The sequence below is a fragment of the Corynebacterium sp. MSK122 genome (assembly GCF_030229435.2).
GTDB lineage: Bacteria > Actinomycetota > Actinomycetes > Mycobacteriales > Mycobacteriaceae > Corynebacterium > Corynebacterium marquesiae.
The window spans coordinates 47,173-62,691 of record NZ_JASPHV020000010.1 but is presented as its reverse complement, the minus strand read 5'-3'; the positions used below and the strand labels follow the sequence as shown (position 1 = coordinate 62,691).

The following is a 15,519-nucleotide window of genomic DNA, read 5'->3' as shown; positions in this document are numbered from 1 at the left end:
GAGTGAGTAGCCTACCCGCGCAAGAGCGCTCGGTACATGTCCAACCGATCCACCGGCGCGGCGGATTCGGTGCCATAAGCGCCGATCTCGGCCAATTGCTGTAACGACGCCGCGCAAAGCTGCCGCACGTCGGCCCCGGAGAGTGCCGTGCCATCGTCATTGACCCAGCCGAGCGCATCCATGGTGGTCTCCACGACGGAATCGGTCAGCTCCGCGCCGCCCATACAGGAAAGGGCAAGCGCCATGGACCAAAAGGCGTCTTTGCCTTCATAGGTCACCTCGCGCGGCAAGCTGGCGAGCACGCGGCAAGCATGCGGTGATAGGTCGGTTTCCCTGCCTAGGTCCATCGCTTGCAGCAGCGGGACGAAGTCATAGAGTTTCGTGCGCTCAATTAAATCGCGCACGGGGGACGATACCGCGGAAAAGACCTCATCGGTAACTTCCTGTCCGGTCAATTCACGGTTCACGCTGGTCAGCTCAAAGGGCTGAAAGAGCGATCCGGAGCCGCCCACGCACAGCGCCTCTGGAGTGCCATTATCGCGGGGATAGATCTCGGCTACTACCAGCTCGAAGTCCCACAGTCCCCAGGCGAAGTCGACTTGATCGCCTTCGCGCCACAGGAATTCGGAGACCTGGCGCTCGGGATCGATGCGCGGGCCACGGGCTTCAGTGTGTTCATAAAAGTGCCAGGGAGATTCCTCCTCCGGCAGGCCAAAGCAGATACGCAGAACGCGGTGTAGCTCGGTAAAGGTCAGAGCATCGCTAAAACCAATCTGGCGGTGCACCTCGCCATCGGCGCGAATATTCGCGGCTTGGCAGATGATGGTGAGGGGCTCGCGCTTGAGGGATACCACGCTATCGGCGCGTTTGGCCCGCGCCTGTGCGATATCGGTGACCCCTGCATTCATGAGCCCCACCATACGCAAGTTTTAGGAAGCTAGTTTTGCAATATCGCGCGCTTCCAGCTCACTAATGAGGAACGTCAGTGCCGCCCCAATGGCGCCCAAGAGGGTCCACGGCCGCTTGGCACCGCGCTTGCGCAGGAACTTCACCATCCGGCGGGAAAGGGCAACGTTCATCCACCCGCCCAGGATGAGCAGCAGCACCACTGCGGCAAAAATAGCCCAGGGCTTGAGGCCTTGATCGTCACTATCCTGCGGCGAGCGCGGCTCATCGCCGTCCTGCTCAGCGTGCGCGTTGGTATAGGCCACCAGGGTGCCAAAACCAAAGAAAGACAAGGTATAGGCAGTAACCAAACCGCCTTTGGATTTAATCCAATCCGGATAAGAGGTCGCAATTCCCACGGCGGCGGCCTGGGTGATACGGCCAGCCAGAGTGTCATCGAGGGCGTAGTTGTCTTGGCGCTGATCGTGCGTCTCACGGTTGTTGGTCATAGCGACTACTTTAAGCGGCGGTAAGCTAATGCGCATGTACTCGGATAAGACAGAGCATATGACGCCGGCGCAGCAGGCGGCTCAGGATGTGCGTGCAGAGGACGATAAGCGCAACGGCCACTTCGAGGCCACGGAACACACCGATGTGCCGTTGAGCCCTTTCATGACTCGCCTGATGGCAGAGGAATTGCCCATGCTGGATTCCTCCTCACGGGCTCGCGTCTATGAACTTTTGCGGGAGTATGACGGCCCGATTATTGAATCCCAAGAGGAACTGCCGGAGGAGATCCGCGCGCTCATGGATCTGTAAACGGGCACATTCGGACAGTACAAGCGTCCGTTTTGTTCCGAATATCACTCGCGTCACTCCGCCTGCCCTTGTGTGAGCTAGGTAGGCTAGAGAACCGACATACATCCGTCGAGCAAAGAGTAAGAGATGGAATTACATACTACTGAAAAGTCCCTGCACGGCTGGGGCCGCACCGCCCCGACGACCGCCCACGTGCTCTCCACCGAAGACGTGGACGTGATCAAAAAGGCCGTGGCTCAGGTTGCAGAAGATAACTCGGATAAGCCCGCCCACCTGCGCCGCGGCGTCATCGCCCGCGGTATGGGCCGCTCCTACGGTGACCCCGCCCAAAACGGCGGCGGCTTGGTCATCGACATGCAAAAGCTCAATAAGATCCACTCCATCGACCCGGAGTCCGCTTTGGTGGACGTCGATGGTGGTGTCACCCTAGACCAGCTGATGAAGGCTGCCCTGCCTTATGGCCTGTGGGTTCCGGTTCTGCCGGGTACCCGCCAGGTCACCATCGGTGGCGCAATCGGCCCAGATATTCACGGTAAGAACCACCACTCCGCCGGCTCCTTTGGTGACCACGTGGTCTCCATGGAGCTGCTCGTGGCCGATGGCCGCGTGCTGCACCTGACCCCGGAGGGCTCCGAGGATGACCCGAGCGGCGACCTCTTCTGGGCCACCGTTGGCGGCATGGGCCTGACCGGCATCATTCTGCGCGCCACCATCCGCATGACCAAGACGGAAACCGCTTACTTCATCGCGGATACGGACCGCACCGATAACTTGGATGAGACCATCGCCTTCCACTCCGATGGCTCCGAGCACAACTACACCTATTCTTCCGCCTGGTTCGATGTCATCTCACCAGAACCAAAGCTGGGCCGCTCCACCATTTCCCGCGGCTCGCTGGCCACCCTGGCACAGCTGGAAGAGCTCGCCCCGAAGCTGGCCAAGGACCCACTAAAGTTCAATGCGCCGCAGCTTATGACGGTGCCGGATATCTTCCCGTCCTGGACCATGAATAAGCTCTCCCTCTCCGCCGTGGGCTTGGCGTACTACACCATGGGTGCACCGGCGAAGAACCAGGTCAAGAACCTGACGCAGTTCTACCAGCCGCTGGATCTCATTGGCGAGTGGAACCGCGGCTACGGTTCCAAGGGCTTCCTGCAGTACCAGTTCGTAGTACCGACCGAGGCCGTGGAGCCGTTCAAGGAGATCATCCGCGATATGCAACGCTCCGGCCATTACTCCGCGCTCAATGTGTTCAAGCTCTTCGGTGAAGGCAACCGCGCGCCGCTGTCCTACCCGATGCCGGGCTGGAACGTCTGCGTGGACTTCCCCATCCGTCCGGGCCTGGGCAAGTTCCTGGATGACCTGGACCGCCGCGTGATGGAATTCGGCGGCCGCCTCTACCTGGCCAAGGAATCCCGTACCTCCGCGGAGAACTTCCACAAGATGTACCCGGGCATGGAAGGCTGGCTGAAGACCCGCAACGAGATCGACCCGACCGGCGTCTTTGCCTCCGATATGTCCCGCCGCCTCGAGCTGCACTAATCACTGGAAATAACACCTTTAAGGAGATTTACTGACCATGCTTAATGCAGTAGGCCAAGCACAACACATCCTGCTTCTGGGCGGCACCTCTGAGATCGGCCTCGGCGTCGTCTCCGAGTTCCTGCAGCGCGGCCCGGCCAAGGTCACCCTGGCCGCCCGCCCGGAATCCCCGCGCATCGCCCAGGCCAAGGCTGACCTGGAATCCCGCGGCGCTGACGTAGAGGTCTTGGACTTCGATGCCACCGACTTCGACTCCCACCCGGACGTTATTAATAAGGCCTGGGAAAGCGGCGACGTCGACGTAGCCATCGTTGCCTTCGGCACCCTGGGCGACCAGGAAGAGCTGTGGCAGAACCACGCCAAAGCCGTCGCCTCCGCACAGACCAACTACACCGCACCGGTGTCCGTAGGCGTGCTCTTGGGCGAGAAGTTCAAGCACCAGGGCCACGGCACCATCATCGCTATGTCCTCCGTGGCAGGCATGCGCGTGCGCCGTTCCAATTTTGTCTACGGCGCCTCCAAGGCCGGCGTGGACGGCTTCTACATCAACCTGGGCGAGGCCCTGCGCGGCACCGGCGCCAACGTGCTGGTCGTCCGCCCGGGCCAGGTGCGCACCAAGATGTCCGCCGAGGCCGGCGACGCCCCACTGACCGTCAACGTCTCCGACGTTGCCGAGGCCACCGTCAAGGCCGTGCTCGATGGCAAGCAGTCCATCTTTGTACACCCACTTTTTGAGTACGTATCTTTGGCATTCAAGTTCATCCCGCAGGCCATCTTCCGCAAGCTGCCGTTCTAAACGCCGCGGCTTTCCGCGTAGGCGTAGCCGCCCCGCCCCCGTCACCTCTCTCGCCGCACGCCGGCGGCGAGGGAGGTGACGGGGGCTGTGGTGTATCAGGGGGATGCCACCAAGCAAGTGCTGTCCTGCCCGCGCCAAATCTGGGCTGTGGGGCTTGGGTATGCGAAACTAATGGGCATGACAAGCACCGCTGTACCCGCCCAGTCAACGCCCGTGAGCGAGGATAACCGCACCGAGGCCTACCGCGCCGATGCGCTGACCCCTCGCGCGACCTTGCTGGGTATTGTGCTGGCCGCCCTGGCCGGTGGCGTGGTAACGCTGCTGGGCTGGTTTGCCTTCAAGACGGTCTCGCTGCCGTCCTTTAATACCTCCATGGTCACCCGTGCGTTGACCACGGTGGGGGTGGTGCTCACGCTGGCCCTGACCGGCGGGCTGTGCGTGTGGTGGCTCTATGACCACTACAAGGATTCCTTTACCCGGCCGCGCTGGCGGGCCTGGCTGACCTACGCGGTCACCTACCTCTCCCCGGCCCTGTTGACCCTGGCCGCCGTGGGCCTGCCGCTGTCCGCCTCCCGTTTGTGGCTCGATGGCGTGCAGGTGGACCAGGCCTTCCGCACCCAGTTCCTCACCCGTTCGGTGGATGAGATGGGCTATGCGGACATGAACTACCAGGACATGCCGTCCTTCTATCCGATTGGCTGGTTCTGGTTGGGCGGCCGCTTGGGTGCGCTCATGGGAATTCCGGGCTGGGAGGTCTACCAGCCCTGGGCGCTCATCTCCATTGCCGTGGCCGGCTGTATTTTGGTGCCCATCTGGCAGCGCCTGACCAGTTCCCTGCCGGTCGCCACCGCCATCGCCCTGGTGACCACCGCGATTACGCTCACCATCGCGGCCGAGGAACCCTATTCCGCGGTCATTGCCATGGGCCTGCCCGCCGTTGCGGTACTTAGCGCCCGGGCCTTCCGCGGCTCCTGGCTGGCCACCCTGGGAGTAACGCTCTACCTGGGCATTTCCGCTACGTTCTATACCCTTTTCACCGCTGCGGCCGCACTTACCGTAGTCAGCCTCATCGCGCTGATTACCGCGCTCTATGAGCATACGTGGCGCCCCATCCTGCGCCTGGCGATCATGGCGGTAGGCTCCATTGCCATCGCACTCATCGCCTGGGGACCCTACGTATGGTCAGTCATGCACTCGCCGGTGCCGCTGCAAACCACCGCGCAGCACTACCTGCCGGAGGAAGGCACGCAAATTCCAGTGCCTTTCTTGTCCTTGAGCATTGTGGGTTTCCTCTGCCTCATGGGGCTCATTTACATCGTCATCCGCCTCAATGACGTGGAGGTACGCGCGCTGGGCATCTCCCTCCTTGGCACCTACATGTGGACCGTGGCGTCTATGGTGGCAACCCTGGCCGGCACCACGCTGCTCAGCTTCCGCCTCGAGGTCATCGTGGTGCTCCTCTTTGCCACCGCCGGCATCCTGGCCTTGGCAGAGATTCGTCTACTCGGCGTGCACCGCCTCTACCCGGCGCGTTTTTCCCGCACCACCAATAAGCAGATCACCGCGGTCTTTGGCATCGTCTTAGCCTTGGCCGGCGTCTTCTATGCGCAGCAGATTCCAGAGGCCAACGAGGACGCCATCGATCACGCCTATAGCGATACCGATGGCTATGGCGAACGCGCGGACCGTTTCACCAGCGATTCCGCCCACTACTACCTGGATATTCACAACTTCATTCAGGACCAGGGCTATACGCCGGATGAGACGGTGGTGCTCACGGATGAAAAGACCTTCATGTCTTATTACCCCTACTGGGGCTTTAACGCCTTTACCAGCCACTACGCCAATCCCTTGGGCGAGTTCAGCACCCGCAACGAGCAGATTGAAACTTGGGCCAATGATTCCTGGGATATGCAGCCGGAGGAGTTCCGCAAGGCCTTGGATTCTGCTCCCTGGCGCGGTCCGGATGTCATGATGTTCCGCGGCGACCTGGAAAATAAGGACGATGGTTTCAAGTTCCACCTGGCAGAAGATATCTATCCCAACCAGCCGAATATTCGCTACCGCGCGGTCTTCTTCAACGCCGATGTCTTTGACAAGGGCTGGGAGCTACAGCAAACCGGCCCCTTTGTAACAGCCGTTCGCACCAAGTAAGTTCACCCACACTTCCCGCCTGCGGCAGGGTGTGCCCGCGGGCCGAAGGGGTTATCTGACGTAAACTAATCGCCGTGTCAGATAGCCTCACTACGAATACCGCCCAAGCGCGACCTGCCGCTGCCGGCTCCCGCTTCACCGCCGCCCCCGCGGGCCTGCGGTGGACCGCAATCATTGCCGGGCTGATTGGTTTCCTGTGTTTTGTAGCGACCCCGCTACTGCCGGTGACCCAAACCCAATCCTCTTATGATTGGCCGCAGCATGATTCCGTGCAGTCCATCAACGCGCCGCTCATTTCCGTCGCCCCAGAGGACCTGAAGGCCACCATCCCCATCTCCGCAGTCGATGAACTGCGCGAGGGCCAGTCCATGGTCTACGGCACCGTCCCGCCGGAATCCAAGAAGGCCTCCAACCGCGGCCTTTTCGTCCGTGCGAATGACGAGGGCCTGTCCGTTGTGTCCTTGGATGAGGTGCTGCTTACCCTCAACGCCCAAGAGGTAGCCAAGCTCCCCAAGGACGCCAGGATTGAAATTTCCGCTACGGGCGATGCCACCTCCGTGAGCGTGGGCGAGCATGAAAAGACCACCGAGGAGGATCTGCGCCCGCAGGTCACCGGCGTTTATACCGAAATCGACGATAAGGCTGACGTGCAAGCCTTGCTTGACGACGGCCTCAATGTCCACGTCGATATCAACTCCCGCTTTACCTCGTCCCCGACGTTGCTCAAGACCATTGCCATGTGGTTGGGCATCGCCATGGTGGCCGTGTCCCTGTTCTGCCTATGGCGCATCGACCGCCTCGATGGACGCCGCTTCGGTTTCATGCCTGAGACGTGGAAGAAGGTGCGCCCGCTCGATGGCGTGGTGGCCGCAATTTTGGGATTCTGGTACATCCTCGGCGCCAATACCTCGGATGATGGCTTCATCTTCTCCATGAGCCGCGTCTTCGATCACGCGACCTACATGGCCAATTACTACCGCTGGTACGGCGTGCCGGAGGCGCCCTTTGGCTCCCCCTATTACGACCTAGTTGCCGTACTCTCCCAGATTTCTACCGCCTCGGTCTTCGTGCGCCTGCCGGGCCTGATTTCCGGGCTCATCATCTGGTTTATCCTTTCCCGCGAGATGCTGCCGCGCTTTGGCCAGCTTGTCGACGGCCGTCGGGTCGCCCACTGGACCGCAGCACTGATGTTCCTGGCCTTCTGGCTGCCGTATAACAACGGCACCCGCCCAGAGCCCATCGTGGCGCTCGGCGTGATGTTTACCTGGGCTTCCTTCGAGCGCGCCATTGCCACCCGCCGCCTGCTTCCGGCGGCCGTGGGCACCATTGCCGCAACCATCACATTGGCCGCCGGGCCGACCGGCCTTTTTGCCGTGGGCGTCTTCCTCGTCAGCCTGCCACACCTCTTCCGTGCCATGGCCGAGCGCGTGCCGTCCATGGGCGGTGGCGCCCTCGGCTGGCTTTCGCTCATTGCGCCGTTCCTGAGCGCTGGCACCGCCATCATGGTCGCCGCCTTTGGTGACCAGACGCTCTCTACCGTGCTGGAGTCCACCCGCGTGCGCTCCGAGGTCGGCCCATCCTTGCCGTGGTACGCGGAGTACGCGCGCTACTCCACCCTCTTCCAGGAATCCGTGGATGGCTCGCTGACCCGCCGCTTCGCGGTCTTCACCATGCTCTTCTGCCTGGTGCTTATTGTGGCGGCCTTTATCAAGGACCGCCGCGTCGTTGGTGCTGCCGTCGGCCCGACCCAGCGCCTGCTCATCATCGTGGCGCTGTCCATGTTCTTCCTCATGTTCACCCCCACCAAGTGGACCCACCACTTTGGCATCTACGCCGGCGTGGCCGGTGTCATCGCCGCCCTCGGTGCCGTGGTGCTCTCCCAGTTCGCGCTGCGCTCGCCGCGCGCTCGCACCTTCGCCATCGCCGCGGTGGTCTTCTTGCTGGCTATATCCTTCGCCGGCTGGAACGCTTGGTGGTACGTATCCTCCTTTGGCATTCCGTGGTGGGATCGCACGGTGCAATTCAAGGCCATCGAGGCCAATAAGGTGCTGCTCGCCATCGCGCTTATCATCTTCGCCATCGGCGTGGTGCAGTCCCTGCGCCATAGCTACCGCAAGTCCCAGGCGGAAGAGGCCGGAACCCTGGCGGAATTTGAGAAGAATGCCGCCGCCAAGGTCTCGCGTTCGGCCGGAATCATGTCCGCGCCTATCGCCCTTGCCTGCGCCATCGTGGTTGCCCTTTCTTGTGCTTCCTTTGCCAAGGCCACCGTCTCCCAGGCGGATTCCTACTCCGTGGGCAAGGGCAACCTGGCTTCCCTGCGCGGCAATACCTGCGCGCTGGCGGATCAAACCATGGTGGAGACCAATACCAATGACTCCTTCCTGACCCCGGTGGACGGCGACTTGGGCGATTCCCTGGTGGACCAGGACGAGCCCCACAAGGGCTTCGATCCAAACTTCATCCCCGAATCCATCGAGCCGGAAAACCAGAACTCCGCCTCCGTAGGTGCCATCGCGGATGGCTCCAGCGACTCCTCCTCCGATAGCGCGGAGACCGCTACCTCGGGCGCGGATACCGAATCCGGCGGCAACAGCGATTCCGCTGATTCCCAGGAGACAAAGAATAAGCAAAACAAAAAGGACAAGAAATCCAAGGAAACCACCAATACCTCGGAGGGCGGCGTGCGCGGCACCCAGGGCGTCAATGGCTCTACCATGCACCTGCCGTTCAACCTGGATTACACCAAGGTCCCGGTACTTGGCTCTTATTCGGAGGAGCAAGACTCCACCTCTGAGGTAACCACCAAGTGGTACAACCTGCCAGAGGCCAAGGACAATACCCCTGTGCTCGCCGTGTCCGCAGCCGGCAATATCTACCACCATGATGTCAACGGGGTGGAGCAGGAAGGCATGGAGCTTAGCCTCGAGTACGGCACCATCGATGACTCCGGAAAGGTCACCAATACCGGCGAGGAAGAACTCTCCGCCGTTGGTGCCACGCCAAAGTGGCGCAACCTGCGCCTGCCGCTGGATAAGTTGCCAAAGGATGCCAACGTGGTGCGCCTGGTAGCAACGGATGACTCCACCGATGAGGATGACTGGCTGGCCTTTACTCCGCCGCGCGTCCCAGAGCTGGATACCATCAATAACCAGTTCTCCAAGGACACCCCGGCGCTGCTGGACTGGGCCGTAGCCCTACAATTCCCGTGCCAGCGCACCTTTGACCACTTCGCCGGCGTCACGGAAATCCCGGAATACCGCATCTTGCCGGATTCCTCGGCACAGACCTCGCTGACGGATTTCCAGTCCTTCTCCGGCGGTGGCGCCATGTCCACCGCGGAGGCGGTCAACTACTCCTATGAGATCCCGAGCTACCTCAATAATGACTGGGCACGCGACTGGGGTGCCATTGAAAAGTACGAGCTGCGTACCGATTCACAGGGCAATGCCCCAGTCCCAGCCGAGATTGATTATGAGGACATTACCCGTTCCGGACTGTGGAAAGACTCCGAGATGAAAATTCGCCCCGAGGGCGAAGAGTAGTCTCACTTGCGGCCGCGCCCCGACCTCGCTGCGGGGCGCGCAGGCACCGCACAATCCAATCGCCTAGGAAAAAGAGCAACAGCGAAGCGCCAAAGAGAGGCGCGATGATCGAGTAGGCCACCACCCCCGCCAGCACGGCGGGGGTAAATTTTAGCTCGGGAAGGCTGCGGCGCGCTTTTATCCACCACATCCACAGGCCTGCAATGCTCACCACGAGCAAGCCCAGAGCGAGTACCGCCAATGCAACCTGGCTATAGATGCCAAAAAGAGTGCCCATGTGCAACTGGATGAGCCACGAGGTTAGCTGTGCGGCAAGCGGCCAGTCAGCAGAATTGATGCGGTCGATGACCTCCCCGTTCGGGGTCACTGCTACGGCATCGCTGCGCAGCTTGAAGGCTGCACGACCCTCGCGCACACCCCACGCATCGCCTGGCTTTTCCGGTGGGGTCATTTCCAGAACCCCGGTCAGTCCTTGGCTGCGAGCTGCCGATAATGCGGTTTGGGCCCCGGCAAGTTCTGCAGCATCGTGGTGTCCCGTATGCCTAGCGTGCCCCGCGTGCCCGGCGTGAACCGCGTGGCCGGAATGCCCAGCATGCTCCCCCACTCCGGTACTAGCCCCCGCTTCTGCAACGGAGGTCGCCACGGACGGTTCCTTCCAATTGAGTTCCTCACGCACCTTGCCAATACTTGTGCCCGCCACCAGCGACCATGTCAGCCCAGTAACGGTCAAGAAGAGGAAGCCCGGCAGCAACCAGGCACCCACGCGGGCGTGCAGCGCCAGCACCTTGGAGGGCTGCTTCTTATTCCTTTGCTTACGCTTGAGCCATAGGTACAAACCGAGGATGCTCAGCGCGCCGAGCCACGAGGCCGCAAGTTCGGCATAGAGGCGGCCCGGCTCGCCTAGCCACAAAGTGCGGTGACCATTAGAGGCCCACGTGCGGAAAGGTAGCGCCCGCGAGCCGCCATATTGTTGTAGTTCGCCAGTGATATGTAGGTCCACCGGGTCTACAAAGACGGCCCGGCTATAGCTGGAGTTGGGGGCGGTGGGGTCGTCGAAAAGCACGCGGGTGGTCTCCTGCGGATCTTCGGAAGGCTCGACTCGAACTACGTCCCCGTCCGGGTGCTGGCGCTGGGCGGCGGCAATCTGTTCATCGAGGCTGCGCGGGCTGCCTTGCGCGGTGGCGGTTACCTCATCGTGGTAAATCCACGGTTCAAAGGTGGGTGCCAAGGCATAGAGAAACCCGCTTAATGCTGCGACTATGAGGAAGGGCGCAATGATTACGCCGGCGAATTTATGCAGGCGCGATAGCGCGCCATGAGTGGATATGGTCATGCGGAACTAGTCGCACTCCTATTGAAACTAGTTCCTTTTTAGCATGGAACCTCCAGGGAATTGTTATTTTTCTAGCTCGCCTGCCAGGAACGTGGCCGCATCTCGCACGCGCTGCCGGGCCACCGCCGGGGTAGATACGCGGTGGGTGGAAACATAATCGCGCGCAACGGCACCGGGCACGCAAACGCGCGCGGCAATCTCATCCTCGGTTGCGGTTTGCACGAAGGTGTGCGGACTTAGCTCAGATAGGTCCGCCGGGATTTCGTATCCGGCGCGCAGCTCCTCCGGCAGATGTGCAAGGGCGCCGAAATCGGGGAAGGTGAGCAGGAGGCCGTCGGCAGGCACGAGCGCCGCCAGGGCCCCGCCGGAAGAATACCCCCAGGTAGTAACGCTAGAAGCGCCCTGCGCGCGGGCATAGTCGATGGCCTGCTGCACTGCACTGACCATCTCTGCCACGGTGTGCTCGGGAGCGAGCGGATAATCCACGTCAATAATGGTGGTGCCGGATAGCTGCGCGGCGGCGGCTACCTCGGGGCGCCACTGCATCTCCAACGCCTGACCGTCACCGCGCCACCAACCGCCCGAATGCAGCGAGACAGCCCACCGGCCGGTTGGCTTTGTGGGCTGGAAGATGGCGCCCACCTCGGAGTCTTCTACGCTAATGCCCTCCGTGTACGCAGTGCCCGGTAGCGCATGGTCCACCGCAGTACCGAGCACCATCATTGCCGCATGGGTAATGCGATCCGGCAAGAGCGCGCAATATTGGTCCGCCTCAGGGGAGCCGCCCCCGGCCCACGGCGGGCGGAAATCCGGGGTGTCATAGTGGGCATCGATATAGGCAACGAGTTGCTCGAGCTGTTCCTTTTCCTCCATCTGGCGATCCTGGCCGCCGATGTGCCATTCCTGGCCGGGCTCCAGCGGGCGGTGCGGGTCCTGGTTAGCGTCTGCGTTAGTCATGTCACCGAGCCTACGCGCACCGCCTACCGGCGGAAAGAGCTACCAAATGGTGACGCGATCCTCCGGCGCAATATACATGGCAGAATCCTCTGCAATCTCAAAGGCCTCGTAGAACTCCGCGATATTGGCCGCAATGAGGTTGCAGCGGAACTCCGCCGGCGAGTGCGGATCAATGGCCAGGTACTGGGTGGCCATCTCCGGGCGGATGGCGGTGCGCCATACGCGGGCCCAGGCGAGGAAGAAGCGTTGTAGGCCGTTGTAGGTGTGCTCGGCCAGCTCTGGCTCGGCTCCATCTACCTCGAACTTCTCCTCCTTGCCCTGCAGGTCAATGCCCTTATCGGCGCAGTAGTTCTTGAAAGCCACCACAGCGATACCCAAACCGCCTAGGTCACCGATATTTTCACCCAGGGTGAAGCTGCCATTTACACCGGTGGATTCGATGCCGGCTTCCTTGAGCACCGTCGGCACTTGGCCGTTGAATTGCTCCACCAGCTTGGCGGTGAGCTTTTCAAAGGCGGCGCGGTCCTCATCGGACCACCAGGAATTCAGGTTGCCCTGGCCGTCAAACTGCGAGCCCTGATCATCAAAGCCATGACCAATCTCGTGGCCGATGACGGCACCGATGGCGCCAAAGTTTTCTGCGGCATCGGCCTCTGGGTTATAGAACGGCGGGCGCAGGATAGCTGCCGGGAAGGTGATGTCATTGACCACTGGGTTATAAAAGGCGTTGACCGTCTGCGGGGTGGTCACCCACTCATTACGGTCAGCTGGCTTGCCAATCTTGGCCAGCTCAAAGTCATGGGAGAAAGCGGAGCCGGCGCGGGCATTAGCCAGCAGGTCTGCGCCCTTAGCGGAGACCTCGAGGCCAGAGTAATCACGCCAGGAATCCGGGAAGCCAATCTTGGCCTTGAACTGGGAGAGCTTTTCCAGCGCGCGCTCGCGGGTGGCCGGCGTCATCCACTCCAGCTGAGAGATGCGCTCGCGGTAGGCGGCGATGAGGTAGTCCACCAGCTCATCCATCTCACGCTTGGAGGAGGCCGGGAAGTACTTTTCCACGAATACTTGGCCAATCTCTTCGCCCACGAGGGATTCGGCCAAGCCCACGGCGCGCTTCCAGCGGTCGCGCTGCTGGGTAGCGCCGGAGAGCTTGGTGCCATAGAACTCGAAGTTCTTCGCGCCTACTTCCTCGGGCAGCATAGCCGCGCGGGAGCGCAGGATGTGCCAAGTGGCCCACAGCTGCCAATCGGCCATGCGCTCGGAGGTAAAGAGGCTCTCAAAGTGCTCGAGATAAGACGGCATCATATTGACCACGCGGTGCTCTGGCAGGTTGCCGCCGGAGAGCAAAGCGCGGGTCATGGTGGGCAGCTCGCTAAACTCGCACGGGTTATAGGTCTTGACCGCATCGCGGGTGGAGACCACATCCCAATGGCCAGCGGCCAGCTCCTTTTCCAAGCTGACGATGCGGTGGGCTGCTACCTCGGCGCCCAGGCCAAAGAGGCGGGCTGGGTCAAGGAACTCCAGCATTTCGGCCACGTGCTTTTCATAAGCGCTCAGCATTTCCGCGTGGGCTTCCTCGCGGTAATAAGCCTCATCCGGCAGGCCCAGGCCGGATTGAATGACATAAGCAATGGCGTCCTCGGAACCGGAGTCCTTGGATACCCAGAAGGTCACCGGGGAGCCAACTCCGGTGCGCTCAAGTTCACCCAGGCGCTGTGCCAGTTCCTCTGGGTCGGCCGCGCTCAGGCGGTCCAGATCCGCATCCAATGGAGCCATGCCGGCCGCGTTGACTCCCTCGGTATCCATAAAGGAGGCATAGAGGTTGCCCGGGCGGCCGGTGTCCTTGTCCACGATCTCATGGACGAGTTCTTCGGCTTCGTCGCGCAGCGCGTGGAAAGTGCCGTCCACGCCGCGATCATCGGGAATGACGTGGTTTTCCAGCCAGGGTCCATTGACTAGTTGATAAAGATCTTTCATGCCTGCCACTCTAGGTCAAAGCAGCAAGATAAGGTGTGGGCTATGGAATTTTATCGCTTTCCTCCAGCGCATCCGCGGCGCCTTTTCCTCGCCGTTATTGCGTTCGTGGCGGTGGTTCTCGCTTTGCCCACAATTGTGCAGGCGGCACTGGCGGATTCCTCCGCGGACGTCGAGCAGGTCACCCTGACCGAGCCTAGCCAGGATTGGGAGATTGACGTTCCCGATCTCTACTGCGAGCGCGACTATGAATCCCTCGCCAGCATCGGCTGGAACTGCGGCGATGTCAGCGTACAGGCCACCCTCACCGAGGATGCCAAGGACGATGCCACCACCTTGCGCCGCATGGTCCGCGCCCTAACCATGGCACCCTTGCCGGCCGATGCCCCTACCTTCGACGGCACGAATGGAGCACTCCTGCTTGCCGACGCCCCCTCCTCCACCGCCGCCCTCTCCCTCGACGGCACCGGCGAAGACGAAAACAAGGATTGGGTGGTCACCGTGACCGGCAAGGGCGATCAGGCCCGGGCCACCACCTCCCGCATCTGGCATGCCTTCGGCCAAGAGGATCTGCCCGCTGCGGCCGATGCAGAATTCGCTGACTTCTCCGGGGAGTTGATGTACTAGATGTCCAAGCTCTTTCGCACCACACTGTGGATCCTCTCCGGCATTGGCCTCATCGCCTTCTTTTTCCAGACGCTGAGCACATTTTTGATCTCTCCCCTGATGGGCCTGCTCAGCCTGCTCATCGCCGCCGTTCTCGTGGCGCTGGTCATCTTCCTGCTGCAGCGCAGCCCCATGTGGGCCCGCCCGGCACGCCTGTGGGCCCTACTGGCTTTCCTTTGGGGCGGCGGGGTGGCCGTAACCCTAGCGCTTATCAGCTCCGGTCCTGTCATGCAGCTTGCCATCGGCACCGGCTGGGTGGATGCCATGATGTCCTGGAGCGGGGCCTACCCAGAGGAAATCTCCAAGGCCACCGGCGTTATCTTCGTGCTCATGTCCTTCCGTCAGCTCAACCGCCCATGGCATGGCTGGATGGTGGGCGCAGTGGTGGGCCTAGGCTTCGAGGCCTGCGAAAACATCCTCTACGGCGCCATGGGCGCCACCATGCACCCCGATAGCGATATTCAGGGCCTATTTGAGATGTGGGGTCTGCGCCTTGTAGCCGGCCCTGGCCTACACGTCTTGCTCACCGCACTGGCTGGTTGGGGCATCGGCTGGGCGCTCTATGCCGGCGCCAAGCCGCTGTGGTGGCGCCTCGGCGTCTTTCTCGGCTGCCTAGCCGCCGCTTTCCTCCTGCATTTTTGCTGGAACTACCTGCACGATTCCGAGGTGGCCGCCATTATCCAGGCCGTCACGGTAGCGCTTATCCTCTACCCGCTGAGCATCTGGCTGGTGCTGCGCGGCAATAAGCTCGCCAGGTCCGATGAGAGCTATAGCCACAGCACTGCCGACGATGCCCTCGCCTACATCCGCTAAAGCCACCGACCACTCTGCACAACAAGCGCGTTTCGCCCCTT

General features: G+C 61.6%; 12 protein-coding genes. 7 read left to right on the top strand and 5 right to left on the bottom strand.

Annotated features, from left to right (window positions below):
- Positions 1-11: 11 nt before the first annotated feature.
- The gene (locus QP934_RS06005; RefSeq protein ID WP_419127065.1) at positions 12-920 is read right to left on the bottom strand and encodes a hypothetical protein; all 909 of its coding nucleotides are present in this window, start codon (positions 918-920) and stop codon (positions 12-14) included.
- Positions 921-929: 9 nt separating this feature from the next.
- Positions 930-1,394 (bottom strand): hypothetical protein, encoded by a 465-nt coding sequence (locus QP934_RS06000; RefSeq protein WP_419127064.1) that lies wholly within the window; start codon positions 1,392-1,394, stop codon positions 930-932.
- A 34-nt stretch (positions 1,395-1,428) separates the two neighbouring features.
- Here QP934_RS06000 and QP934_RS05995 point away from each other — a divergent pair, with 34 nt between their 5' ends.
- From QP934_RS05995 to QP934_RS05975, 5 genes are all read left to right on the top strand, one after another.
- The gene (locus QP934_RS05995) at positions 1,429-1,704 is read left to right on the top strand and encodes a hypothetical protein (protein ID WP_299139673.1); all 276 of its coding nucleotides are present in this window, start codon (positions 1,429-1,431) and stop codon (positions 1,702-1,704) included.
- A 126-nt stretch (positions 1,705-1,830) separates the two neighbouring features.
- Positions 1,831-3,246 carry an FAD-binding oxidoreductase gene (locus QP934_RS05990; RefSeq protein WP_049377071.1) on the top strand — a complete coding sequence of 472 codons (1,416 nt, stop codon included), beginning with the start codon at positions 1,831-1,833 and terminating at the stop codon, positions 3,244-3,246.
- Positions 3,247-3,283: 37 nt separating this feature from the next.
- Complete coding sequence (locus QP934_RS05985; RefSeq protein WP_337888342.1) at positions 3,284-4,042, top strand: decaprenylphospho-beta-D-erythro-pentofuranosid-2-ulose 2-reductase; 759 nt, start codon at positions 3,284-3,286, stop codon at positions 4,040-4,042.
- 177 nt (positions 4,043-4,219) lie between these two features.
- Positions 4,220-6,196 carry a galactan 5-O-arabinofuranosyltransferase gene (locus QP934_RS05980; protein WP_419127063.1) on the top strand — a complete coding sequence of 659 codons (1,977 nt, stop codon included), beginning with the start codon at positions 4,220-4,222 and terminating at the stop codon, positions 6,194-6,196.
- 74 nt (positions 6,197-6,270) lie between these two features.
- The gene (locus QP934_RS05975; protein ID WP_419127062.1) at positions 6,271-9,738 is read left to right on the top strand and encodes an arabinosyltransferase domain-containing protein; all 3,468 of its coding nucleotides are present in this window, start codon (positions 6,271-6,273) and stop codon (positions 9,736-9,738) included.
- On the opposite strand, the gene QP934_RS05970 is transcribed toward QP934_RS05975, so the two are convergent.
- The 3 genes from QP934_RS05970 to QP934_RS05960 form a co-directional block, all read right to left on the bottom strand.
- Positions 9,677-11,071, bottom strand: a complete 1,395-nt coding sequence (locus tag QP934_RS05970) for a PepSY-associated TM helix domain-containing protein (protein ID WP_284788370.1) — start codon at positions 11,069-11,071, stop codon at positions 9,677-9,679. The genes QP934_RS05975 and QP934_RS05970 overlap by 62 nt on opposite strands.
- Before the next feature lie 63 nt (positions 11,072-11,134).
- Positions 11,135-12,028 carry an alpha/beta hydrolase gene (locus QP934_RS05965; protein WP_284839418.1) on the bottom strand — a complete coding sequence of 298 codons (894 nt, stop codon included), beginning with the start codon at positions 12,026-12,028 and terminating at the stop codon, positions 11,135-11,137.
- Between the two features lie 39 nt (positions 12,029-12,067).
- The gene (locus QP934_RS05960) at positions 12,068-14,002 is read right to left on the bottom strand and encodes a M13 family metallopeptidase (RefSeq protein ID WP_419127061.1); all 1,935 of its coding nucleotides are present in this window, start codon (positions 14,000-14,002) and stop codon (positions 12,068-12,070) included.
- 42 nt (positions 14,003-14,044) lie between these two features.
- Between QP934_RS05960 and QP934_RS05955 the strand changes: the two genes are divergently transcribed.
- Together QP934_RS05955 and QP934_RS05950 are read left to right on the top strand one after the other, a co-directional pair.
- Positions 14,045-14,626, top strand: coding sequence for a hypothetical protein (locus tag QP934_RS05955; RefSeq protein ID WP_239273701.1), 582 nt, complete (start codon positions 14,045-14,047; stop codon positions 14,624-14,626).
- On the top strand, positions 14,627-15,478 hold the full coding sequence (locus QP934_RS05950) for a PrsW family intramembrane metalloprotease (protein WP_419127060.1): 852 nt from the start codon (positions 14,627-14,629) through the stop codon (positions 15,476-15,478).
- The last annotated feature ends 41 nt before the right edge of the window (positions 15,479-15,519 follow it).

Bases quoted from the DNA above. Each gene is read 5' to 3' on its own strand.
- QP934_RS05965 (WP_284839418.1), bottom strand. From the start codon at position 12,028: ATGACTAACGCAGACGCTAACCAGGACCCGCACCGCCCGCTGGAGCCC.
- QP934_RS05990 (WP_049377071.1), top strand. From the start codon at position 1,831: ATGGAATTACATACTACTGAAAAGTCCCTGCACGGCTGGGGCCGCACC.
- QP934_RS06000 (WP_419127064.1), bottom strand. From the start codon at position 1,394: ATGACCAACAACCGTGAGACGCACGATCAGCGCCAAGACAACTACGCC.
- QP934_RS05995 (WP_299139673.1), top strand. From the start codon at position 1,429: ATGTACTCGGATAAGACAGAGCATATGACGCCGGCGCAGCAGGCGGCT.
- QP934_RS06005 (WP_419127065.1), bottom strand. From the start codon at position 920: ATGGTGGGGCTCATGAATGCAGGGGTCACCGATATCGCACAGGCGCGG.
- QP934_RS05970 (WP_284788370.1), bottom strand. From the start codon at position 11,071: ATGACCATATCCACTCATGGCGCGCTATCGCGCCTGCATAAATTCGCC.
- QP934_RS05955 (WP_239273701.1), top strand. From the start codon at position 14,045: ATGGAATTTTATCGCTTTCCTCCAGCGCATCCGCGGCGCCTTTTCCTC.
- QP934_RS05960 (WP_419127061.1), bottom strand. From the start codon at position 14,002: ATGAAAGATCTTTATCAACTAGTCAATGGACCCTGGCTGGAAAACCAC.
- QP934_RS05950 (WP_419127060.1), top strand. From the start codon at position 14,627: ATGTCCAAGCTCTTTCGCACCACACTGTGGATCCTCTCCGGCATTGGC.
- QP934_RS05980 (WP_419127063.1), top strand. From the start codon at position 4,220: ATGACAAGCACCGCTGTACCCGCCCAGTCAACGCCCGTGAGCGAGGAT.
- QP934_RS05985 (WP_337888342.1), top strand. From the start codon at position 3,284: ATGCTTAATGCAGTAGGCCAAGCACAACACATCCTGCTTCTGGGCGGC.